The sequence below is a fragment of the Wolbachia endosymbiont (group A) of Acrocera orbiculus genome (genome assembly GCF_947250015.1).
In the GTDB taxonomy this organism is placed as follows: domain Bacteria; phylum Pseudomonadota; class Alphaproteobacteria; order Rickettsiales; family Anaplasmataceae; genus Wolbachia; species Wolbachia pipientis.
In genome coordinates this window covers 864,461-887,951 of record NZ_OX366272.1, presented here as the reverse complement: position 1 = coordinate 887,951, position 23,491 = coordinate 864,461, and the positions used below count along the sequence as shown (strand labels likewise).

The 23,491-nt window shown below is 35.7% G+C and carries 17 protein-coding genes, 1 tRNA gene and 2 pseudogenes; 7 read left to right on the top strand and 13 right to left on the bottom strand.

What is annotated here, in order from left to right; all coding sequences use genetic code 11:
• Positions 1–16: 16 nt before the first annotated feature.
• Together dusB and OOL03_RS04440 are read right to left on the bottom strand one after the other, a co-directional pair.
• Positions 17–979 (bottom strand): tRNA dihydrouridine synthase DusB, encoded by a 963-nt coding sequence (gene dusB, locus OOL03_RS04445; protein ID WP_264707099.1) that lies wholly within the window; start codon positions 977–979, stop codon positions 17–19.
• A 25-nt stretch (positions 980–1,004) separates the two neighbouring features.
• Positions 1,005–2,081, bottom strand: coding sequence for a C48 family peptidase (locus OOL03_RS04440; protein WP_264705518.1), 1,077 nt, complete (start codon positions 2,079–2,081; stop codon positions 1,005–1,007).
• A gap of 143 nt (positions 2,082–2,224) precedes the next feature.
• On the opposite strand from OOL03_RS04440, the gene serS reads away from it, so the two are divergent.
• The 3 genes from serS (at position 2,225) to OOL03_RS04425 (ending at position 6,157) form a co-directional block, all read left to right on the top strand.
• Complete coding sequence (gene serS, locus OOL03_RS04435) at positions 2,225–3,502, top strand: serine--tRNA ligase (RefSeq protein ID WP_264707677.1); 1,278 nt, start codon at positions 2,225–2,227, stop codon at positions 3,500–3,502.
• Positions 3,503–3,536: 34 nt separating this feature from the next.
• The gene (gene purD, locus OOL03_RS04430) at positions 3,537–4,808 is read left to right on the top strand and encodes a phosphoribosylamine--glycine ligase (RefSeq protein ID WP_155968256.1); all 1,272 of its coding nucleotides are present in this window, start codon (positions 3,537–3,539) and stop codon (positions 4,806–4,808) included.
• A gap of 489 nt (positions 4,809–5,297) precedes the next feature.
• A protein-coding gene (locus tag OOL03_RS04425; protein WP_264707019.1) for an IS630 family transposase occupies positions 5,298–6,157 on the top strand; the annotation gives its coding sequence in 2 pieces (ribosomal slippage) (positions 5,298–5,622 and positions 5,622–6,157; 861 coding nt in all).
• A 227-nt stretch (positions 6,158–6,384) separates the two neighbouring features.
• Here OOL03_RS04425 and OOL03_RS04420 read toward each other — a convergent pair.
• Positions 6,385–7,380, bottom strand: a complete 996-nt coding sequence (locus OOL03_RS04420) for a WD_0033/WD_0034 family tandem repeat-containing protein (RefSeq protein WP_264707098.1) — start codon at positions 7,378–7,380, stop codon at positions 6,385–6,387.
• Positions 7,381–7,757: 377 nt separating this feature from the next.
• Here OOL03_RS04420 and OOL03_RS04415 point away from each other — a divergent pair.
• The 3 genes and pseudogenes from OOL03_RS04415 to gatC all read left to right on the top strand — a co-directional run bounded on the left by OOL03_RS04415 (position 7,758) and on the right by gatC (position 10,197).
• Positions 7,758–8,624: pseudogene (locus OOL03_RS04415) on the top strand (ankyrin repeat domain-containing protein).
• 303 nt (positions 8,625–8,927) lie between these two features.
• On the top strand, positions 8,928–9,854 hold the full coding sequence (locus OOL03_RS04410; RefSeq protein ID WP_264707096.1) for a ribose-phosphate diphosphokinase: 927 nt from the start codon (positions 8,928–8,930) through the stop codon (positions 9,852–9,854).
• Positions 9,844–10,197, top strand: a complete 354-nt coding sequence (gatC, locus tag OOL03_RS04405) for an Asp-tRNA(Asn)/Glu-tRNA(Gln) amidotransferase subunit GatC (protein ID WP_015588776.1) — start codon at positions 9,844–9,846, stop codon at positions 10,195–10,197. The genes OOL03_RS04410 and gatC overlap by 11 nt, the downstream gene beginning before the upstream one ends.
• 41 nt (positions 10,198–10,238) lie before the next feature.
• On the opposite strand, the gene OOL03_RS04400 is transcribed toward gatC, so the two are convergent.
• The 10 genes and pseudogenes from OOL03_RS04400 to ligA all read right to left on the bottom strand — a co-directional run bounded on the left by OOL03_RS04400 (position 10,239) and on the right by ligA (position 22,450).
• Positions 10,239–11,501 carry a Tol-Pal system protein TolB gene (locus OOL03_RS04400; RefSeq protein ID WP_264707095.1) on the bottom strand — a complete coding sequence of 421 codons (1,263 nt, stop codon included), beginning with the start codon at positions 11,499–11,501 and terminating at the stop codon, positions 10,239–10,241.
• 5 nt (positions 11,502–11,506) lie between these two features.
• Positions 11,507–13,141 (bottom strand): ribonuclease J, encoded by a 1,635-nt coding sequence (locus OOL03_RS04395; RefSeq protein WP_264707094.1) that lies wholly within the window; start codon positions 13,139–13,141, stop codon positions 11,507–11,509.
• 208 nt (positions 13,142–13,349) lie between these two features.
• Positions 13,350–14,468 carry a molecular chaperone DnaJ gene (dnaJ, locus tag OOL03_RS04390; RefSeq protein WP_012673045.1) on the bottom strand — a complete coding sequence of 373 codons (1,119 nt, stop codon included), beginning with the start codon at positions 14,466–14,468 and terminating at the stop codon, positions 13,350–13,352.
• An 82-nt stretch (positions 14,469–14,550) separates the two neighbouring features.
• Positions 14,551–14,628: transfer RNA gene (locus OOL03_RS04385), tRNA-Arg, on the bottom strand.
• Between the two features lie 66 nt (positions 14,629–14,694).
• The gene (locus OOL03_RS04380) at positions 14,695–15,639 is read right to left on the bottom strand and encodes a hypothetical protein (protein ID WP_264707093.1); all 945 of its coding nucleotides are present in this window, start codon (positions 15,637–15,639) and stop codon (positions 14,695–14,697) included.
• A gap of 222 nt (positions 15,640–15,861) precedes the next feature.
• Positions 15,862–16,173: pseudogene (locus OOL03_RS04375) on the bottom strand (nuclease/transposase family protein); the annotation flags it as partial.
• Positions 16,174–16,268: 95 nt separating this feature from the next.
• Positions 16,269–18,032: a group II intron reverse transcriptase/maturase gene (ltrA, locus tag OOL03_RS04370; RefSeq protein WP_264707091.1), complete on the bottom strand. Its 1,764-nt coding sequence runs from the start codon at positions 18,030–18,032 to the stop codon at positions 16,269–16,271.
• A 353-nt stretch (positions 18,033–18,385) separates the two neighbouring features.
• Positions 18,386–20,215, bottom strand: a complete 1,830-nt coding sequence (gene ltrA, locus OOL03_RS04365) for a group II intron reverse transcriptase/maturase (protein WP_264707089.1) — start codon at positions 20,213–20,215, stop codon at positions 18,386–18,388.
• Between the two features lie 422 nt (positions 20,216–20,637).
• Positions 20,638–20,775 carry a BRCT domain-containing protein gene (locus OOL03_RS04360; RefSeq protein WP_264707088.1) on the bottom strand — a complete coding sequence of 46 codons (138 nt, stop codon included), beginning with the start codon at positions 20,773–20,775 and terminating at the stop codon, positions 20,638–20,640.
• A complete protein-coding gene (gene ligA / locus OOL03_RS04355) occupies positions 20,756–22,450 on the bottom strand; it encodes an NAD-dependent DNA ligase LigA (RefSeq protein ID WP_264707087.1) in 1,695 nt (564 codons plus the stop codon). The genes OOL03_RS04360 and ligA overlap by 20 nt, the downstream gene beginning before the upstream one ends.
• A 250-nt stretch (positions 22,451–22,700) precedes the next feature.
• On the opposite strand from ligA, the gene OOL03_RS04350 reads away from it, so the two are divergent.
• Complete coding sequence (locus OOL03_RS04350) at positions 22,701–23,444, top strand: helix-turn-helix domain-containing protein (RefSeq protein WP_264707086.1); 744 nt, start codon at positions 22,701–22,703, stop codon at positions 23,442–23,444.
• Positions 23,445–23,491 lie beyond the last annotated feature (47 nt).

Below are 23,491 nucleotides of genomic sequence, written 5' to 3'. Positions count from 1 at the left end.
GTCGAATTGAGTACAGCTAGTGTGTCTCTTGACCAAAAAAGCCAATAATATTTTCTTTCACTTCTGTGCTATCTATCATGTTATTTACTCTCACACGAAATTCAGATGAGCCTTGAAGCCCGCTACTGTACCAACCTATGTGTTTGCGGGCCATCTTTATTCCTGTGTCATTTCCATAGTACTCAAGAATATTGTCGTAATGCTCGAGTATGATGCTTAATCTCTCTGAAGCTGTTGGCTCAGAAGTTTCACTTCCACTGAGAAAGTTCATTGCTTGATTAATCAGCCAAGGTTTACCGTAGGCACCACGACCTATCATCACTCCGTCTGCTCCAGATTCTTTGAGAGCATTCTGAATATCATTTAAATTTTTAATATCACCATTTACTATAACTGGAATTTTCACTTGCTCTTTAACATTTCTAACGAATTTCCAATCTGCTTGACCATTATAAAGCTGCGCTCTTGTTCTTCCATGCACAGTGATCATTTTTGCTCCTAAGTCTTCGGCAATTTTCGCAAGTCTCGGGGCATTGCGATTTTCATCGTTCCATCCAGTGCGCATTTTCACCGTAACTGGCATATTCACTGCTTTGACCACAGCTTCAATTATCTCAGCGGCTTTTTTCTCATCACGCATTAGCGCTGATCCTGCATAACCGTTTACAACTTTCTTAACAGGGCAACCAAAATTTATATCTATAATTTTAGCTCCCATATCCTCATTCAATTTTGCAGCTTCTGCCATAACATTCGGTTCGCATCCAGCAAGCTGAACAGCAGTTAATGCATCGACTTTTGCTTTTTGCAAACTCTGGCGAGTTTGCATAATCATAGCTCTGCTTGCAATCATCTCTGAAACTAACAAACTTGCACCAAGTTTCTTCACAATACTTCTAAACGGATAATCAGTCACTCCAGACATTGGAGCTAAAATAACTGGAGAATCAATTGTCAAATTTCCTATTTGGAGGGGCATAAGGTCAATGGTAATTTTTCATTGATTACATAATGCAACACAAACTTGCATTCTCCCTTGAAATAGAAGACTGAGATGTTTTCGTCCTTGGCGGACGCTTACGATTTCTTAGATCTTCCTTACATTTCTCATCTTCCATAAGCGCTCTTGTAAATTCTTCTCTTTTCTCATTCAAATCAAATTTATATTCTGATAACTTTTTGTCAATTTCGTCAAATGATTTGTCTTCGTTAAGCATTTGTGTAATTTTATGAGCATTTTCTAACGCAAATATTCCACAGTTATACCCGTCACTTTGCTGCTTAGTTGGGGAAATTCTTATGTCTAATACCCATTCCTCTTTTTGCAGTTCTCTTTTAACAATATTTAGCACATTATCTGGCAATTGATTACCAAATGAGTCACAGTAATAAGCTCTAAATTTTTTATCACCTGCATCAGGTTTAATAACCAAAGTTACCCAATGATTATTGTTAATATGAAGAACCGAAGTAAATATCAATTTAGAATTTTGTTTGAATTCACCTCTATAATTCTGAAGAAATTCTTTTGTGAGTTCGTCCCAACCATTAGAATAGCTAGGGGCAAGAAAATAGACATTATTATTACTATATTCACTTTGTGAGTACCCATATACAACTCTTGCAATATGTGTAATGTCATTATCATCTAACCAGTAACTATAGTTTTTTCTGTTTGTCTGATGCACAAGAGTGTCCAAATCTTCGTGAAACTCTTTACCACCCAAACCACTATCCAAAGAGCTTCTACGACTACTGTTCCTTGAATTGGGTTCACTTCCTGGTACAATACCACTATCTCCATCTTGAGTTTTTTGCTCACCTTGACTTGCTCTTTTTCCATTAATATAGTTCTTCGCTAATTTGTATGCTGTTGTAAGAACTACTCCCATTATAATCCAAATCACAGGATGAGAAATTAGCATAGCAAGTGGAAAGGTCAATAGAGGGGATCCTATTACCGCCCCTAAACAGCCAGCAGCGAATGTGGCTGCTAGGCATACACAAGTAGCGTAGATAACGAATTCCTCACCAGCAAAGTCAGTGCTCTCTTTCTGATTATTTTTTGTAATACCCAACATACTACACCCTATGAACGCTAAGTTAATTAAATTTTAACAAATTCTAACAAAAAAATCAACCATAATAATTTTAGTAGTATGAGAATATATTGAATATTAAGAGCTTTTGGAGTACAGTAACAATGTTAGTAATAGCACAATATATGCACGATATAGAATATATACGCAAAAACCCTGAAGGATTTGAAAAGGCAATGAAAAGCAGGGGAATTAGAGAATCTACTGCGGAAGAGATATTAGAAATCGATCACGAGAAAAGATCATTAACCACTAAACTGCAGGATTTGAATAGGCAGCGCAATGAAATCACAGAGGAAATAAAAAAGCTTAAAATGAGCAAGAGCCCCTGTGAAGAGCAAATAGAGTTGTCAAAAAGCATCACAAATGAGATAGAGGCAATCAGCTTAAAAGAACAAGCAGAAAAGGATAAGTTAGTGAATGTTTTATCTAACTTGCCGAATATTCCTGCGCAAGATGTGCCAATAGGCGCAGATGAGAACTCTAATTTAGAGGTGAGAAGATATGGAGGAAAAAGACAGTTTGATTTTGTACCAGAATCTCATTATGAACTCGGAGAAAAATTAGGTTTAATAGACTTCGAACAAGCGGCGAGAATTTCCGGATCAAGATTTACGATATTAAAAGGACAGTTAGCTAAGCTTGGACGAGCGCTAATAAATTTTATGCTTGAAATGCATGTTAATGAATTTGGCTATACTGAGGTGTACCACCCGACTTTGGTGAAAAACGAGGCTATGTATAATGTTGGTCAGCTACCGAAATTTTCTGACGATTCGTATTTAACTACCGACGAATTGAGGTTGATTCCCACAAGTGAAGTGTTTTTAACAAATTTAGTTGCTGACAAAATAATGGAAGAAAAAGAACTGCCTATTCGCTTTACTGCATATTCGGAGTGCTTTCGTAAAGAAGCAGGTAGCGCAGGGCGAGACACGAGAGGCATGATAAGGCAACACCAATTTGGTAAAGTGGAATTGGTGAGTATCACAACTGAAGACCAATCAAATGATGAACTTGAGCGCATGACGAGTATTGTTGAAGAGATATTAAAAAAACTAGAATTACCGTATAGAGTAATGCTACTCTGTAGTGGCGATATGGGTTTTGCTGCACAAAGGACTTATGACATAGAGGTATGGTTACCTGAGCAAGATAAATATAGAGAAATATCAAGCTGCTCAAATTGTGGTGCATTTCAAGCAAGAAGGATGAACGCTAAATACTCTTCAGAAACTGATAAAAAGATGAAAAAATATATTCACACTTTAAACGGCTCAGCTTTAGCTATAGGAAGAACGATTATTGCCATAATGGAGAATTATCAAAATTCTGACGGGTCGATTGCAATACCAAACGTGTTGCAAAAATACATGAGTAATGATACTGTTATAAGCAAATAATAATTTTGACATATAGAAAAGCGAGGAAATAAAGATGAAGGTTCTGGTTATAGGTTCTGGTGGGCGTGAGCACGCTCTACTTTGGGCTCTAAAAAAATCTCCTATCTTGACTGAGTTATATGTAACTCCTGGTCGCCAAGCTATGAAAGATCTTGGGGCTCTTGTGGATGTAAATATTCAAAATTCAGTGGATGTTACACAATTTTGCAAGAGAGAAAATATAGAGTTGGTTGTTATTGGTCCAGAACAACCAATAATTGATGGGCTTGCTGATGATTTAGTTGCAGAGGGAATAAATGTTTTTGCTCCAAGTCAAGCAACTGCAAAACTTGAGGGATCGAAGTCTTTCACCAAGGGACTATGTAAACGATATGGTATACCAACTGCCAAGTACGAGTGTTTTGTTGATGAAGGGTTAGCTAAAGATTTTGTACGTAGCAATAAAATAAAGTTTCCACTTGTAGTGAAAGCAAATGGAATTGCAGCAGGAAAAGGGGTGGTTATATGTAATACAGAAAGCGAAGCTTTTTCAGCGATAAATTCAATGCTAGTGGAGAAAAAATTTGGTGAATCAGGTGAAGAAATAATCATAGAAGAGTTTTTAGTTGGAGAAGAAGTAAGTTTTTTTGCTCTTATTGATGGGTTGAAAGTAGTAACTCTTGGGTGTGCAAAAGATTATAAGAGAGTTGATGAAAGTAATGAAAGCCAAAATACTGGAGGTATGGGGTCGTACTCATCACCTTCAATTATAAGTAAGGACATGGAGCAAAAAATTATCCAAAAAATAATATACCCTACAGCTCAAGCATTGGTTAACATGGGTACGTCTTATAAAGGAGTACTCTTTGCTGGTTTAATGATTTGCAAAGATAGCCCAAAACTTCTCGAGTATAACGTTAGATTCGGTGATCCAGAAACGCAATCTATATTACCTAGATTTGATTCAAATTGCGATTTGTTAAAATTGATGTTGTCAGTTGCAGAAGGAAAGTTAAATGTCAAAATGGTGGAACTTAACAACAAATCTACAGTTTGTGTAGTTGTTGCAAGTAAAGGCTATCCGGGTGATTATCAAAAGGGAGAAGTAATTAAAGGATTAGATAAGATTGAAAGCATTCCTGGTGTGTTGGTGTTTCATGCTGGTACTAAATTCGATGAAAGTGGTAACTTAGTTTCCGATGGCGGAAGAGTGCTAAATATAGTAGCAGAAGGGAGCACTATAGAGGAAGCCAAAAGTAAGGTGTACTCAGCATTAAATTTTTTAGAATGGCCAGGGTGCTTCTTCAGATACGATATCGGTAGTTAATGTTAGCTGTCGGTTAGCAGGTGGTTCACAGAAACGAAAAACTTGCTTGACACCCTCCGCCAGCCCCCTTATCATGAAACTGAAGCTATTTATTTATCTTCGCAATCTGTGCAGGTTAATGACAAAAAACTTAGGGTATTTGGCGTCTCATGTTTAATTTTTCGCACTACGTGCATCGCATGTCTTTAAAAATTTCTAGGTTTTTACCTATATAAGCCGAAACGCGCTTACAAAGCGTTTAAGACAGCAAAAAACGTCAAATTGACAAGGGAGAATTTGAATGCTAGCTACTACGGGGTTTCTTTGCCTTTTTTCCTGCTTAGTAAATTTCTTAAACACTTGCGGTGTAGGTTAGTTGCAAGTTAAAAGCAGCTAAATCGCTCTTAATCAAGCGTTTTAGAATAAAAAAAACGCCGATATTTTAGTATAGCTCTTTCGATAAAAGTCCGGATGTGATAGGATAAGGATAGATGATGATAAGGAGGTTGAATGCCAGCAGCATATAGTTATGATTTAAGAAAAAAAGCAATGGAAGCGCTAGACGAAGGAGAAAGCAGAGAAACAGTGGCAGCAAGATTTAAGATTGGACGAACTACTTTATGGGAGTGGCAGCAAAGAAGAAAAGAAACAGGAGACTTTCAATCAAAAAAACTTGGAAATGGGGGTTACAATCACAAAATTACCGACTGGGATACCTTTGCCAAATTTGCCAGAGAACACGGAGGAAAGACTCTATCGGAAATGGCTAAACTTTGGAACAACGTTAGTATCCAAACGATCTATCGAGCCCTTAAAAAAATTGGATTTACGCGCAAAAAAAGACATATGGATACAAGGAAAGAAACGAAGAAAAACGTGCTGAATTTTTGAAAATTATAGCGACAAAAGAACCTAAAAACTTAGTGTATATAGATGAGTCTGGCATTGATAACACCGAAGACTACCCCTACGGATATTGCCAGAAAGGACGGCGGTTTTATGCCTTAAAATCTGGAAAGAAAACTCAACGAATCAGTATGGTTGCAGCCTTAAGTGGAAGAAAGATAGTTGTTCCGTTAACCTTTGAAGGCCACTGTAATATGGATGTTTTTAATGGATGGTTTGAGCAATTTTTGACACCGATCTTGGAACCTGGACAGACTGTCATTCTTGACAATGCTACTTTTCATAAGTCTGATAAGATTATCGAGCTTGCTAAAGGGGTTGGTGCAGAAATTTTGTATCTGCCGCCTTATTCTCCAGATTTCAACAAAATTGAGCATCATTGGTTTGCTATAAAAAACAGAGCCAGGAAAAACATTCCTCTATTCGAATCCTTTCTTCGTGCTGTTGATTCTGCCTTCCTATGACCTGTTTGGACTATTATGAGAAATGCTATAATTAGCCAACCACGGGGCTTCTTTTGCCTTTTTTTCGCTTGGTAAATTTTTTAATATTTATAGCTAAACGACAACCGTCATCCCGCTACGTGTTAGCGGGATCTAGAGATACCGCGGCGGTATAACGTAGGGAAACCTTTCTTGGGTTAGCCCTATAAAACTAATCAGCATCTTGTTTAGCACATATAAATTAAGTTTCATAAATATAGTGTTAAACCTTGAAAATATGTTATAGCTACTTCTTCCAATTTAGTGGTGGGTTTTAACAGTACACATGTCGCTTTACTATCTACCAACTCAATCACCATAGAAGCTACAGTCATTACTTTGCATCCACTTATATTCCGTACTTTAACATTTGTTCTACTTTCTATAGGAAGCTTTACCCCCCCTACATCATTACGTACAGCAGTATGATTTATTTCATTTTTAGTTCCACTACTATGCTGCAACAAGATATCCCCATTAACTTTTATTTCAACATTTTTGTCACTACTACCATTGTTAAAATTTAATCCCTCATCTCTTCTACTTTGTCTTTTTTCTTTTAATTTTAATTCAGTTTCTCTTTTATCAAGGGTAGGAAATGGGATGTGAGTTTTTTCCTGACCATCTTGATTTATAGCTCTTGTTGTATTAAAAGCTTCGTTGCTTTTACATGATATTGTATAAGTAAGTGGTGTGTAGATTTTTTCTTCACTATCTGGATATTTTATAGTTATTGTTGCATTAAGAATGTCTTTCAGAATACCGTTTTCTTTAGAGACTTTTAAAGTTTCTTCAATAGTTTTGCTATTTTTACATAATATGGCATAAGTAAGTGGTGTGCAAGTTTCTTCCTGACCACCTGGATATTTTATAGTTGTTGTTGCGTCAAGAATGTCTTTCAGAATACCGTTTTCTTTAGCTACTCTTAACATTTTCTCAACAGCTATACTATCTTTACGTAGTATAGCATAAGCAAGTGATATAATAGTTGGTTCTTTACCCCGATGTTTGCTTACTTCCGTAGTAAGAATCCTTTGTTTTTCCTTTTTAGATATTTTTTCTAGTTCTTCAGCAATGCTACTTTTTTTGCCTTTTATTTTTGATGCTAATTTTAAAATACTTTTTTCATCTTTCTCTTTCAATTTCGAATCGTTTACCTGATGAGTCATTTTTTTTCTCAAGGTCTTTCTTATTAAACTAAGCATAACATTTTCTCTCTTCGTGGTTATAATATTTGCTTTTATGAATCAGTTGTGTTGATAATGTATTAATTGCATAGTTCAGACATTGTTTTATAAAGCAAAATTTTAGTAGACCACCTTACAAGAACGTTTCTTGCTAATTCTGAATCCGAAAAAAGGACGCAGTAAAGTTATTTGTAAGGGAAGAATGAAACTTGTAGCTATAGCTAAACTGACTTACGATAATTTGAAAAACCGTCATCCCGCTGCTTGTTAGCGGGATCTAGAGATACCGCGGCGGGATGACGATAAGCTCGTCATCCCGCTACATTAATATTGTATTAATAAAAACTTAATAATAATCCTTAATAATATATGAACTAACATGTTCGCAATTTCGTATGACAGAGGAAACAAAAGATGGATATGCTTCCTTATACGTTGCAATTCAGGAAGGTAATATTGAAGCTGCAGAACTACTAATAAAGTGTGGCACAAACGTCAATGATCATTATGAACGCAATCGTACGCCACTGCATATTGCCATCGGACGCAAACAATTAGAAATAGCAAAATTGCTGATAAAAAATGGAGCAAACGTTAATGCAAAAACTCAAAATCATGGTAAAGATGATCTAACACCAATGCACTTTGCAGTTTTTGCAAATACGCCAGAATTTATAGAATTACTAGCTAGCCATGGTGCATTGATTAATGAAAGAGAAAGTACCGAAGGGTATACTCCTCTTCACTTTGCTGCTTTGTATGGGAATAAAAATATAATACAAGCCTTAATTGATAAGGGGCAAAATATCGAAGATGTGGACAATAATGGGCGAACAGCTCTGTTTTTAGCTGCTAGGCAGTGCACTGAAGCAGAAGATGATAGCAGAATAGAAATTATCAAGTATTTGATAGACAAGCTCAAAGCAGATGTAACAAAGAAAGACAATAATAACAATGCAGTACTCTTTCCTGCCGCTAATAATTGCCCTGGAAAAGTGGTAGAATTCATCATTGAGCAATGTATAAAAATCTTTGAGTTAGAGAATTTTATCAACCACAAAAATAATGATGGAATGGATGCTTTGGATATTGCGCTGAATAGTGGAAACGAGAAAGCTATTGAAGTATTAAGATCATATTGAGCAGATATCAAGAATAAGGCAGATGGTAGCACTCAAAAAATTACTGCAGAAAAACCAAGTAGTACCCTAGACAGAGCAGAAAGTGCAGAGGTAGCACCTCCAATTAAGCAAAGAGTATAAAGCTTTTTACAAAGCGATTATAAATTTCAGTAAGTTGCAGAGGCTCTACAATGGGAAGTGTAGTATGTTAGCAGATACAAATGACTAGATAAATTATATTTCATTAAAGTCATTTATCTTGAAACATAAGCAGGATTTTGTATAGTTGTTTCAATTTGGGTCTGTATATTGAAACAATGCGTGAAAATAACAGGTCATTGTACAAGAGATACCTAATTCGCCGACAAGAATACTAGATAAAGAAACTTACATTTCAATTATTTCACAATTTCTGTATAATCTTAAAAACTCAATTAGTGCGTTATGAAGATAATAATAGGTAATGCTAGTAAGGAATTAGGGGAATCAGTAGTTAACCGGCTAGATGTTCAACCATCCTCTGCTTGGATATCAAAGTTTACCGATGGTGAGGTAAATGTAGAAGTAGCAAATGATCTATATAATCAAGAAGTATATATAATACAATCTCTTTCTCCCCCTGTGAATGATAACCTTATGGAGCTTCTGCTTATAATTGATGCAGTAAATAGATTAGGAGCCAAAAGGATAGTAGTAATTATTCCTTATTATGGATATAGCAGACAAGATAGAATTATCAAGAACAATAATATGCAATCTGCTTTAAGTGCTAAATTAGTTGCAAATCTTATTCAAACTGCAGGTGCAAGTAGTGTTGCAGTTATTGATTTGCACTCAAGTCAAATTGAAGGATTCTTTGATGTACCGATAACTAATTTGAACTGCTTTGAAGCATTTGTTGACTCTATACACACAGAAAATTTGGCAATTGTTGCACCTGATGTTGGAGCAATTGGCAGAGCACGTGCTTTTGCAAAGACTTTAGAGGAAAAGTACAAGATAGGGTTAAATGATAAGATTATTGTAGTAGATAAATATAGGGAGAAAGCAGGCACATCTCAAGTAATGAACATAATAGGAGAAGTTGCAAATAAAAATTGTGTCATTGTTGATGATATAGTTGACTCTGGTGGAACATTGTGTAATGCAGCTCTTGCTTTAAAAGGCCACGGAGCAAAGTCCGTAATTTCATGCATCACACATGGCGTGCTTTCAGGAAGTGCAGTTGAGAAAATTTCTTCCTCTTCTTTAGATAAATTAGTGATTACGGATACCATACTTCACAAATTTGAAAAAACTGGTAAAATAGAAGTTGTTTCGGTCGTAGATATTTTAACTCACTTTATCCAAGGAGGTAAAGATGCCAGCTAAGTCAACAGAAGACGTTATTACTTCACTAATAGAATTTGCAAATAAGAGAAAAATAACAATTACCAAAGAAGAAATGCTTAAAATTGCACAGCTTGTAAGGATTAAGTTATCAAATGACGAGATTGATCACTACTCCAAAGAACTGACAATGCTGGATTGGATACATGATACTTTATTGCAAGTTAATACTGAAGGTGTTTCTCCTATGCGTTATGGCAGCATAGACAAGGACATTCATGTACGCGATGATGTTATAAATTCTCAAAACATTAAAAAAGAGATATTGTCCAATACAAAACCTGAGCATGGGTATTTCGTAGTGCCAAAGGTTATAAGCGATTAAAGTAAAATAAGGCTCATATCAAATCTATAATAGATCTACTTTCAAAAATAAGACCAATCCGGTAAAGAAGCATTTGTGGGAGTGGAAACCATTTTTTGATTTTTCTTTACTAAGTCTACTAAATATAGTTTAGAGTTGCTTGGTGATTCTGTTCTTGTAAAAATGATTTCTCTACCATTTGGTAGCCATGCCGGGGATTCAATTTTATGCCCCTCTGAAAGCAGACGTTCTTCTTTGCCATCTGGCTTCATAACTCCTATGTAAAATTTTCCTGACTGAATCTTTGTAAAAGCTATCAGATCTCCTTTTGGCGACCAAACAGGCGTAGCATATCTTCCACTTCCAAAACTAATTCTTTTAGGTTTTTTACTTTTGTTAGTAAAATCGATAACGTACAGTTGCTGACTCCCACTTATATCAGAACTAAAAGCCATATACTTTTGATCTGGAGAAAAAGAGGGAGAAGTGCTTATAGCTGAACCTTTAGTAATTTTTTTTGTTCGTGTACTACTTAAATCCAAAGATAATATATTCGTTTCACCACCCAATGAGTGGGAAATTAAAAGAGATTTACCATCGGGAGAAAATCTTGGTGCAGAAACAACTCCTTCAAATGCGCTGATTATTGATTCAGTGTTATCTTTTAAATTTTTTAATATTATATAACTTTTACCATTTGCGTACGAGATATAAACAATGCCCTTTCCATTTGGTGAGAATCTCGGTGTTGACACAAATCTATCTCCATTTGTTAAGTATTTTATATTACTTCCATCTTGATTCATCACAGCAATTTTACGCACAGATTTGTAGTTGCTATCTTTTTCTTCAGCGATATACGTGATTTTTGTGTTGAAGTGCCCTTTCTCACCAATTAATCTATCATGTATCACATCCGAAACGAGGTGACCAATTTTTCTCCAGTCTTTTGCTGGAAAAACAACTGACTGAGTAAGTAATTCTCTTTTTGTAAAAGTGTCAAATAAACGAAATGATAGCTCTAATGCACTACCAGATATTTCGCTTAAACTTACTGTGACTACAGTATCGCTTTTCCAAGATTTAGATTCAGCTTCCGCGCCACGTTTTACATTAAATAAGCCACAATTAGATAAATTTGTTCCTATTACCTTTGCAATATTTTCGCTTAATTCGCTTTCCAACGCTGTTTTACATGTACATTTAGATACAACAAGACCAATGTTACCAACACTGCTTTTTTTTATATCAACATATAAAGCAGCTTTTGTAAAATAAGGAATAAATAACGAAATAAATAACACCAGATGAACGAATAGCTTCATTCATTTCATACCTGTTCTATCTGAACCTCAATTATAGGTCTTTTTAGTAAATATTCCTTTAAGATACTCAATATTGAACTTTCAATCTTATTTTTAATTTTTTTTGTTGGCTGCAAACTAAACAACGACTCAACTTTCTTGACAATTTTCTGTATGGTAGCTGCATCTTCTAGCACTTCAAAAACACCAGGTACAAATACTTTTGGTTTAGCAAGCAATTTATTTTTCTTGTTTACAACTGCTGTTACCACAATAACTCCGGCATCTCTCATTCTTTTACGCATTTTTATAACACTGCTCTCCGGATGACGTAGCAACATACCATCAATACCAAAGTAGTCAACATCAATTGAATCAACCTTTTCTCCGTTCTCCAAATTAACAATATCACCTGGTGCAATCATTATTGCTTTTGCCACACCGCACTCTTTAGCAAATTTTACATGTGCATGCGTGTGAATATATTCGCCGTGAACTGGAATAGACATCTTCGGTTTTATTAAAGAATACATTTCCTTTAGCTCTTCTCTTGTTGGATGCCCAGAAGCATGAACATGCTCTGTTTTTTCAGTAATAACTTCTACCCCCATCTCAATAAAGGCATTGAGCATGTTGTGCGCACGAGTTTCATTTCCAGGAATGATTTTTGACGAAAAGATCATGGTATCACCTTGCTGCATTTTAAATGCTTGATGACTCTTAGCAGCAAGTCTTGCGGTAGCTGCCAGTGGCTCACCTTGACAACCTGTGCAAAGTAGCACCAGTTCTTCCCTTGGAAAATTTACTGCTTCCTTTGCTTCAAGAAACTGAGGAGAATCAGTTAAATAACCACTATCTTGCGCAACTTTCACTATTCTCCATAAAGATCTACCAAGTAAAACTACTTTTCTATTTAGTGCTTTTGCAGCTTGGCTTATCGTTTCAATTCGTGCCACATTTGAAGCGAATAGCGAAACAGCAACTAATTTTTTAGACCGCTTTATTATGTTATAAATATTATTATAAATTTCACCTTCTGACTCAGGGTGATGCTTGCTTAATATATTGGTTGAATCGCAAATTGCTGCAAGCAGGTCACCTTTATCGCCAATTTCTTTTAGACGCTCCATATTAGAAGTTAATCCAACAACAGGTTTTGGATCAAATTTCCAGTCTCCGGTATGGAATGCACTACCCATTTCAGTGCTAATTAATATTGAATTTGCCTCAGGAATTGAATGAGTTACATTTATAAACTCGACGGTAAAAGGACCCAAATTTATGCTGCCATTTATGTCTACCTCTTTCACAGGCACTATACCTTCCAATCGAAATTCTTTTAGTTTCTCTTTAAGAAAATTAACCGTAAACTTTGTTGTATATATGGAGCACTGCAACTCTTCCCACAAGTGGGGCACTGCACCGCAGTGGTCCTCATGTGCATGTGTAATTATTATTCCAAGTAAATCTTTTTTTCTTTGAGCAATAAAATCTATATCAGCAATGAGCAGCTCAACACCTGGCATAGTTTCATCTGCAAAACCAACACCAAGGTCGATCATAATCCACTTACCTTGGTAATGATATAGGCTAACATTCATCCCGATTCTTCCTACTCCCCCAAGCGGAAGAAATAAAAACTCATTTTTGTTTATATTCATTAAATTTAAATTATTAAAGCCTGAGAATAGCAAAACTTCGACCTTAAATAAAGAAATTTATTGCTTTTACATAGTTTTAAGGAACTAAGAAGTTTCTGTTGGCTAATAATAACACTATTGTTAAGTTTTCCATTAATAAGGTCAAAGAATTGCAGGATTAAATGAAAACCCGTAAACAGTTACCCCTTTATGTCATTTAGCAGATTTCTTATTTTTTTTTTACTTTACTAAAAAACCCTTCAGATTGCTGTTGTACACTTGCATTTTCCTCTTCTTCAAGCGCTTTTAATAGTTCAATTTGCTTTTTAGTTAAATTTTTTGGATTTAAAGTCTCAACTATTACCTGTACATATAAATCACCACGAGCATGTGAGTTCATATATGGCATACCCTTTTCCCTACAACGTAGTTTGGTACCAGTTTGAGTGCCTTCAGGGACCTTTACTTTTATTTTAGCTCCATCAATTGATTGAATATCGATTTCACCACCAAGCACTGCTAGTGTCATTCTTATAGGCACTTTACAGTGTAAATCTGCTTTATTTCTAGCAAAGATTTTATGGAAAATTATTTTCACGTATACGTATAAATCTCCACTTTTTCCACCTTTTGTTCCAGCTTCTCCTTTACCACTTATCCTTACCTTAGCTCCTTCTTCTATGCCTTTTGGAATTGAAACGGATATATTTACTTCATCTCTTCTACGTCCACTTCCACCACATTTCTTACATTTGTTTTGTATTATTTCTCCTTCCCCATAGCATGTAGTACATGTTCTTTCGATGGTAAAAAAGCCTTGTTGAGTTCTAATCCTACCGCTTCCCTGGCATGTGTGGCACTGAACTGGTTTAATTGCTCCTTCGCCACCTGTGCCTTGGCATGTATCACATTTTACATTTGTCACATAATGTATAGGCGCTTGTATTCCTTTAAATGCATCTTCTAAGGTAATTTCAAGATCATAACGTAGGTCTGCTCCAGATACTCCTGTTGTACTTCTTTTTGCTCTCGATCTACTTGCACCACCACCGAATCCTCCACCAAAGAAGTCATTGAATATGTCGCTAAAATCTCCTGCAGAGCTAAAGCCTTGAAATCCACCAGAAGCACCTTCGTGGCCATAACGGTCATAGCCTGCTCTTTTCTCAGAGTCAGACAGAACTTCATATGCAGCTGTTACTTCTTTAAATTTTTCCTCTGCTTCTTGATTGCCAGGATTTCTATCAGGATGATATTTTAACGCTAATTTTTTATACGCTTTTTTTATCTCATCAATACTGGCATTTCTGCCTACCTCCAGCAGATCATAGTAGTCTTTTTTGCTCATATATAATAGTTTAGTGCTTAACCTTTAAAGATAGGTATTACATATATTAATTTCAAGTGTGACTTCTGTTTCCTATAAAATGTGGTGCACCCTGAGCGACTTGAACGCCCGACCTTTTGATCCGTAGTCAAATGCTCTAATCCAACTGAGCTAAGGGTGCTTTCACAAAGTTAACTTTAGCAGGTTTTGTAGCTTGATTCAATTAATTTGGCTAAAAATAAAACTGTTAATTTTTATCACGCGTGAACCCCTTACAATTCCCAAACTTCTGTTGCAAATAAGGATTATCAAATGCATTTTGAGGAGGAGCAGTTGGAGTAGTATTAGGATCTTGAGAAAAGTAAGGAGGTGGTGCATCATAACGAGAAGAATCTCCATAACCATGCCCTTGTCTAAGACAGCTATCTACCGCTCCTTTAGCTTTCTCGATATTTTCTGATTCTTCCTCATGCTTCATATGAAAAGCTAAACCACCAGCAAAACATACGAGAGAATTAACGCCAAGGATAGCTAAACCCCACACTGGTAAGACTGGGTAAACAGCACAAGCTACCAAAGCTGCCAAAGAAACAACGCCAACCGCAAATTCTATATTTCTGAACGTTTTAGATTTACTATCCAGGTAATCTATTTTTTCTTCTTTTCTAGCCACTTTTCTGCTGCTGTTATACCAAAAACACATACCAGCATGGAAAGCAACACACACAACTGCAGCTACTATACCCAAAGCTAATAGCTTTCTACTGTCTTCTGATTCTTTTTTATTCTCTTTTCTCCCTTGATGAGTGGTATTACCATTGTTAATATTCGTTATATTATTAACCGTAGTGTGACCACGTCCACCGAATAAAGAATCCATCCAGCATTGTAATAGCAAATAATCCCAAAAGTCTAAACCTCTATTGTGTACATGTATATGTGTAATCTGAGAGCCTGTAGGTTGTGCGTTATTCCCTGCGTTATATTGATCATTTCTGCTTCCTGTATCGTGCCTATTGCTTGAATTTGGATGTGTAAATTTTTCATACGCATTTTTAAAATTCTCCTCACTCCAATTTGTGGTATTTTGCGTATTACAAAATTGTAAAAACTCTTTAACATCACTGTTACTACCAGATTTCTTTATATAGGCTAACGCATACCTTTTTAAAACACTATAACTTGCTACCATAAATACCCTCTTAAGTTAAGATTAAATTAATAAATACTTACTTACTTATTATAACAAGATAACATCTACTTGTCAACTTGAGCCTGATTCAAGTATCCGTTCAGAGTGTGGCAGAAGAACTTATTCAAATAAAGTAGGTGGTAAAATATAAACATTTTATAAAGTGAAAAATGGACTTTTCAGACCACTGCCGAGCTAAAAAAGCCCTGAAAACCGTGATACTTAGGCCACTTCTTGCTTAAGCTGTACAATTTCAGCTTGAGAAAGGCCAGTAGATTCAGCTATTAAATTAACAGATACACCAGCTTTAAGTAAATTTTTTGCAACTTCGATTTTTCCTTTCTCTATACCTTCCTCAAGTTTGTATTCAAGAATGGCTTCTTCCTTACGTAGATCCATTATTCTTTCTTCATATGCTACTAAATCTTTCTCATTCCAGCAAAACTTGTCTAACTCATCATATGCTAGCTTTACTATTGGTGATTTTTCTGCTATATTCCTTAGGTCTTCATCTGTAGTTTCATCTGCATACTGTTGTCTAAGTGAAGAAGGTCGCCCCTCCTCACTCGACTTCAAAACCGTACGTGAGACTTTGCGCCTCATACGGCTTCTCTCCAATTTGGTGCTTTTCATGCACACCTCCTGTGTAATTCATCGTGACAATGTCCATGTAACAAAGATAAGTTTTTGATCATGTTGTTTCGTCTATTCCGGTCTTTGTGATGTATTTCTATTGTATCATCACTTTTAAACCATAGTCTACAATTATCACATTTACTTTGTTGTAACTTCAATAGTTTTATTACTCTTAATGGCTTATCTGGTATTTTTCTCAGACGTTTACCCCAATATACCCAATCACCATCATATGGAGATCTGGTTTTTTGCACTTTGATATGTCGTTTAATATCATGATCGCTGTGTATAATAAGATGTATCTTGTTACTTGTCATAAAACGCCAGTTATCGTTATTATACTTTTTAAAGTATTTTCTTTTTATCCAGCATTTCCCTTTGTTTGGGTGCCTAAAGACTGCCCACTTCCAGAGCTTTCTATGTATAGTATTATCCAATGAGCTAAAGATTTTACATGAAACTACCGAAGAGTAATATTGACTCCATCCTCTGTTTATTGGATTGAGATTCCTTATTATTACTTCCTGTGGCGCCCCACGCATTTCTCTAAGTTTATGTTTAATAGCAAATGTATGCTGCTTTATAGAATTACGACTTGGTTTTATTAATAATGTGTAACCTTTTTTACTTTCTTTTGTTGGATATTGTCTTATTGAAAATCCAAGAAAATCAAATCCTGGTTTTGTTTCGTCAATGGTTCTTAATGTATGAGAAATTCTTGTTTTAGAGGGCTTTAATTTTAGTCCAATGGTTTCTAACCATTCTTCAACTAAAATTTTTGCTTTAAGAATAATCTCTTCGTTTTCATGTATGATGACAAAATCATCACAGTAGAAAATTACACTAATAGACTTTTGCGCGTTTTTATGCGATATCCTACCATATTTTCTTTTCATGCATTGAAAGAGTTCGTTTGTTAATGCTTTTTTGACATGTTGCTCTAATCCGTGTAATGCAACACAAGCTAGCAACGGTGAGATCGTCCCTCCTTGAATTGTACCACGTTTGGTGGGACTAAACTTTCTATCTTCCATAATGCCTGCTTTCAACCATCCTTTTATAATTCTCTTTAAAGTTGGTGTGGTATTAAGTTTTTCAAGCAGCACACAATGTTTAATATTATCAAAGCATCCAGAAATATCAGCATCTAATACATATGCTGTTTTCTGTTTTAGCACATCAAATATGGCTTCAATTGCATCATGACATGATCTACCAGGTCTAAAACCATAAGTGTTTGGCTCAAGTTTTGCTTCCCATTCTGGTTCTAAAGCCATTTTTACAAGTGTTTGTTTTGCTCGACACGATATAGTAGGTATACCAAACGGGCGATGCTCCGATGGCTTACCAGGTTTTGGGATCCAGACGCGTCTTGATGGCTTTGCTTTTTCTTTTATATCTAAAGAATATGATAGTTGTAATCTTTCTTTTTGATTAAGATTAGCCTTTCCATCAATACCTGCAGTCTTCTTCCCCCTATTGTCCTGTGCTACTTTCCTAACAGCGAGTGTTTTTGCACTTGTTGATTTGAGCAATAATTTTTGAAGATTATGCATCTTTTTGATATCATTACATTTAGAAGCTTGGTAAATTCGTTTTTGTAGCTTAAATGAAGATTTCTTCAGCTTTCGCCAAGGAATTCCATTCCATTCATACCTAGCTTTTTGCTGGTCCATAACATATTCACTACTATTCACCACTTTACCTTCCAAATTAAAGTGTTTACGTCTGCATATCCCAGATATTACTTTGGGCATTAGCTTCTTAAACAATCCTTCCACATAGCAGCTTGTGGTTGGCTACCTACTTATATTTTAATGAATATAAGAGCTTTTATGTGGTTACTCCGTTCCATGGCTTCGTTTCACGTTAAACTTAGATTCCTACTATTTGCCGGAAGCTGGGAACATCAATAACTAAAGTCTTCAATCTTTAGTTCCACTTTTGCTTCATACCGTTTTGGTCTATGCGTAATTCAACCTCCTTTCGCATACTATGCTTTGACGACAATTCAAACATAGGTTCCTCTTGTAATCATATCTAACTCTGTTTGCAAGGATTCACCATGAGGTTTAGTGTTACCTGCTTTTAGTTATCTAAGTGAGGAAAGTCACCTCTCCCCACTCGACTTCGAAACCGGACTTGTGACTTTCACCACATCCGGCTTCTCTCTAACTTGGTGTTTGTCATACACACTCCTATGTAAATAATCATGGCAATGCCCGTGCAATAAAGACAAATTTCCTATGGTATTATTGTTCCTATTTTTGTCTTGATGATGCACTTCAATTATGTCCTCTGACCTAAAATATAGCTGACAATAATTACATTTACCCTGTTGCATCTTCAGTAATTTTATCACTCTTAGTGACTTATCTGGTACTCTACGACTGCTCCAATATATCCAGTCTCCATCATATGGAGATTTTGCTCCTCTCACTTTGATATGCCGCTTAATAGCATGGTCTCCATGTTTGATAAGATATTTTCCATTACTTGTCATAAACCTCCAATTATCATTCTTATACCTTTTAAAGTATTTCCTCTTTATCCAGTATTTGCCTTTATTTGTATGTTTACGTACTGCCCATTTCCATAGTTTTCTAAACATAACGCTATCTAGTAACTCGAAGACTTTCCTTGAAATCACTGAAGTATAATATTGACACCATCCTCTAATAAGTGGATTTAGGTTTTTTATAATAGCTTCTTGTGGTGCTCCACACATTTCTTTAAGTTTGTACTTAGCGGTTAATGTATATCGTTTTATAGAGTTGCGGCTCGGTTTTATTAGTAACTTGTATGTTTTCTTACCTTGTTTTACTGTATGCTGTCGTATTGTAAATCCAAGAAAATCAAAGCCTGGTTTTTTTTCCTTTAGAGGATTCAATGAATGAGAAATTTTTGTCTTTGATGACTTTAATTCTAATCCAATGGTTTTTAACCATTCCTTAATTAAAATCTCTGCCTTAAGCACAATTTGCTTACTTTCATGAAATACCACAAAGTCATCGGCATAAGTAATTATGCTGAGTGATCTTTTTGCCTTTTCTCTACATGATCTACCAAGTTTTTCTTTTCTATAGCTTCTTATCTGATCTGCCATTGTTTCTTTTAAATAGCTTTCTAAACCATTTAGAGCGATACAGGCGAGCAATGGAGAAATTGTTCCTCCTTGGATAGTACCACTTTCAGTTGGTTTATATATTCTATTTTCCATAACACCTGCTTTCAACCATCCTCTTAATATTTTCTTTAACGTTGGTGTGGTATTGAGCTTTTCAAGTAGTTTATTATGGTTAATATTGTCAAAGCACCCAGATATATCAGCATCTAAGATGAATGCTGTCTTTCGACTCAACGCTTGAAATATTGCTTCAATGGCGTCATGACATGATCTACCAGGTCTAAAACCATAAGTGTTTGGCTCAAATTTTGCCTCCCACTCAGGTTCTAAAGCCATTTTTACAAGTGTTTGTTTTGCTCGACACGATATAGTGGGTATCCCCAATGGGCGTTTCTCATTCTTTCCAGGTTTTGAAATCCAAATGCGTCTTGATGGCTTTGCTTTCTCCCTTATATCTAAGGAGTTTGCCAATTGCAATCTTTCTTTTTGACTAAGGTTAGCTTTTCCATCAATACCTGCAGTTTTTTTCCCTCTGTTGTCCTGAGTTACCCTTCTAACTGCTATCGTTCTTGCACTTGTTGATTTGAGTAATAATCTCTGAAGATTGTGCATCTTTTTGATATCATTACATTGTGAAGCTCGGTAAATTCGTTTTTGTAGCTTAAACGAAAATTTCTCTAGCTTGCGCCAAGGAATTTCATTCCATTCATACCTAACATTTTGTTGGCTCATAACATATTCACTACTATTTACAACTTTACCTTCCAAATTACAGTGTCCACGTCTGCATATCCTAGACATTACCCTAGGCATTAGCTTCTTAAACAATCCCTCCACACAGAGACTTGCGGTTGGCTACCTGCTTGTTACTCTTATAAAGATTAACAAGAGCTTCCATGTGGTTACTCCGTTCCATGAAACCATTTCGTGTTGGATTTAGGTTCTTACTTTTTGCCGAGAGATCGGAAACATCTTGATTAAACGTGAGCATTTTAATCATCCATTCTCTGTACCTTTTGGTTTATGCGTATCAACCTTTTTTTTCGCATATTTGCAATGACGACAATTCAAACATAAGTTTCTTTCGTAACCATATCTAACTCTTCTCGAGAGGATTTATTATAAGGTTTAATATTACTCCCTTTTAGTTCATGCTTGCACCCTAGAAAATTGCCAATTTCCTAAAATGTGAACTATGATTTCAACCAGATGTTATGGTGGATGGAATTTAACCATCATGATTTCATGACATCGGATCGCACGCTAACTTTTACACCTAAAGATTCGGCTTTTGCTTGCGCTTCCTTTCTTTTCATTCCTGATAATTCTCCTGTGATGACCACTGTTTTGCCGCTAAGAGGGGAATTTAGCACTTACAGGCTCAATCTTTAGTTGAGAGGCGAGATTCTTTACCATTTCAACATTATCCTCATCAGAGAAAAATTCCTCCAAGGAAGTTATGGTCTCTTCGCCTACGCCTATTATCATTAATTTATCAGGAGCTTCTCTATCATAAGGTAATTGAGCCATCCAATTTTCATAAGATTGATAATGTTTTGCTAGTAATTTTGCTACGTGTGGTCCGACCAATTTAATTCCCAAAGAAGTTATAAACTTTTCAAGCGTTACAGTTCTTTTGCTGTTGATAGAGTGCAATAAATTAAATATGGATTGTTTATCCCATCCCCTTTGTTCACTTAAGTTGAAATTTTTGAGTTTTTCTTCGAGAGCAAAAATATCAGATATTTTCCTTATCAAACCAAGTTCATAAAGGAACTCCACTTGTTTACCGCCAAAACCTTTAATGTCAAGAACTTCCACAAAATGTTTTAACTTTCCTATTCGCTGTGCTGGGCAAACGTTTTCTCCGGTACATCTAATCGTAGCTTCCCAGTCATCAACTCTACTGCCACATTCCGGGCAAATATCAGGAAAAACAAACTTTGGTGCTTTTCGAGAACGAGCACTTTTATCTACATCTATAATTTTAGGAATCACATCTCCTGCCCTTTTGATTGTTACAATATCTCCTTCCCTTATGTCCTTACGCTTAATTTCATCCTTATTATGCAAATTTACCCTTGTAATGAGAACCCCTCCTATATTTATTGGAATTACTTTTGCAACCGGATTCAATTTACCCGTTTTGCCTACTTGTATTAATATTTTAACTATCTTAGTTTTTCCTTGAGCTGCAGGAAATTTATGAGCTATAGCTCCTCTTGGTGCTTTATTGGTACTACCTAGACGATCTTGCAACTCTAAGTTGTTGATTTTATAGACTATTCCATCAATATCATAACCTAATTCATGGCGATTATCATAGATTCTGTTGTAGAATTCCAGCATTTCGTCCACATTTTTTGCTAAGCATTGATGTTCATTTACACAGAATCCAAGTTCCTTCAGCCTATCTAATACTTCAAGCTGGGTCTTTTCTGTTCCACCACTAATCAAAGAATAGGCAAAGTACCTGAGCGATCTACTGGCGGTAACTTCTGGGTCCAATTGTCTTAGTGAACCGGATGCCGTATTGCGCGGATTTGAAAATTGGTTATCCTTATTTAATTTTAAAAAATCATCATTTCTTAGATATACCTCGCTCCTAACTTCCAATCTGCCCTTTACATCAGGTAAAACTTTAGGTAATCCTTCTATAGTTGCGGCATTTTTTGTAACGTCTTCACCGTAATGGCCATCACCTCGAGTTAAACCTTTAATGAACATACCATCCTCATAAATTGCAGTGAAACTTAAGCCATCAATTTTCAGCTCGCACATTATCTCCAGCTCATCTGTATTTAGGAGTTCTCTGGACTTAGCAATAAATTCTTCAATGTCTTCTTGGCTGTAAACTTTGTTTAACGAGAGCATAGGCACAATATGCTGTACCTTGGAAAACCTATCATCAGGTGCAGCACCTACAATTTGTACATCTACTTTTTTCACCAGCTCATCGTATTCTGCATCGGTTATTTCTGATATATTTTCCCGATAGTACAACTCATTGTGGCGTTTTATTTCTTCTTGTAATGCATTTTTATTCATAACTCTTACCTCTCTATTACTATCTCAGTATACAGCGTCAATGGTAAATCAATTACTAACTTATGCACTCACTTTCGTGTTATTTTGCAAATAAAATTCCCGCTTTGCTAGTGTTTTTTATTAAAGATATAACATTTAAATAAAAATAGAAAAGTATTTAACTTTGCCGCTTGGCTAGCTAAAAAACGTTTTATCTTTAATAAAATTTTATAAAAGAGTATATATATTTGTACTGCAATTGAATAAAAACATGAGTACCGAAAAGAAGATAGATACTGATTCTTTATGTTACTACATAACTCAAAAGGTTAAAAATGTTAGATTTGAGCTAAACTCCACTCAAGCAGAGTTCGCAGAAAAAACTGGTGTAGCAAAGTCACTAATAGGAAAGTATGAGCGAGGGATACACAGCATTCTACCTGAAACGCTCGAGAGGATGGCAAAAAAATTATCGAAAGATATTGAAAATTTCTTCCCTGAATCAACAAATTGTATTAGTAGCGAAGACAAGAAGGCTTTTGATTTAGTGCAAAACCTAAAAAGAATTAAGGACCAAAAAGTTCGTGATGCGGTGTGCGCATTAACCAGATGTGTGTCAGAGGGGATTCAAATTAGAAAGGTTACAACAGAGATAAGACCTATAAGCTACCAAATGGCGCATAAGGCAAAAGATTGGCGGGTTGCAAGAGGGTCTACACAGATGGAATTAGCGGATAAAACCGGATTACCCTATAAGCACATAGGCAGATATGAGCAAGGAGAGGTATCGTTCAAAAAGGCACCTCAACTGGCAGACGGATTATCATTACCTCATAGAGCTCTACTACCTACATCAAAAGAGGAAATCTATTGTGAAGATGAGGATGGTCAAGGAGAAAACAAGATATTGAGTATAATGCAAGAATATCAAAAAATTGGTGATCAAAGATTAAAGGATTCATTGTGCACATTTGTGTCTGAGATAGTAAAAATCAGCGAGGAAAACCTAAGATAAAAAGATATACTTTTATAGATATTTATATATAATATTCTTAACACAAA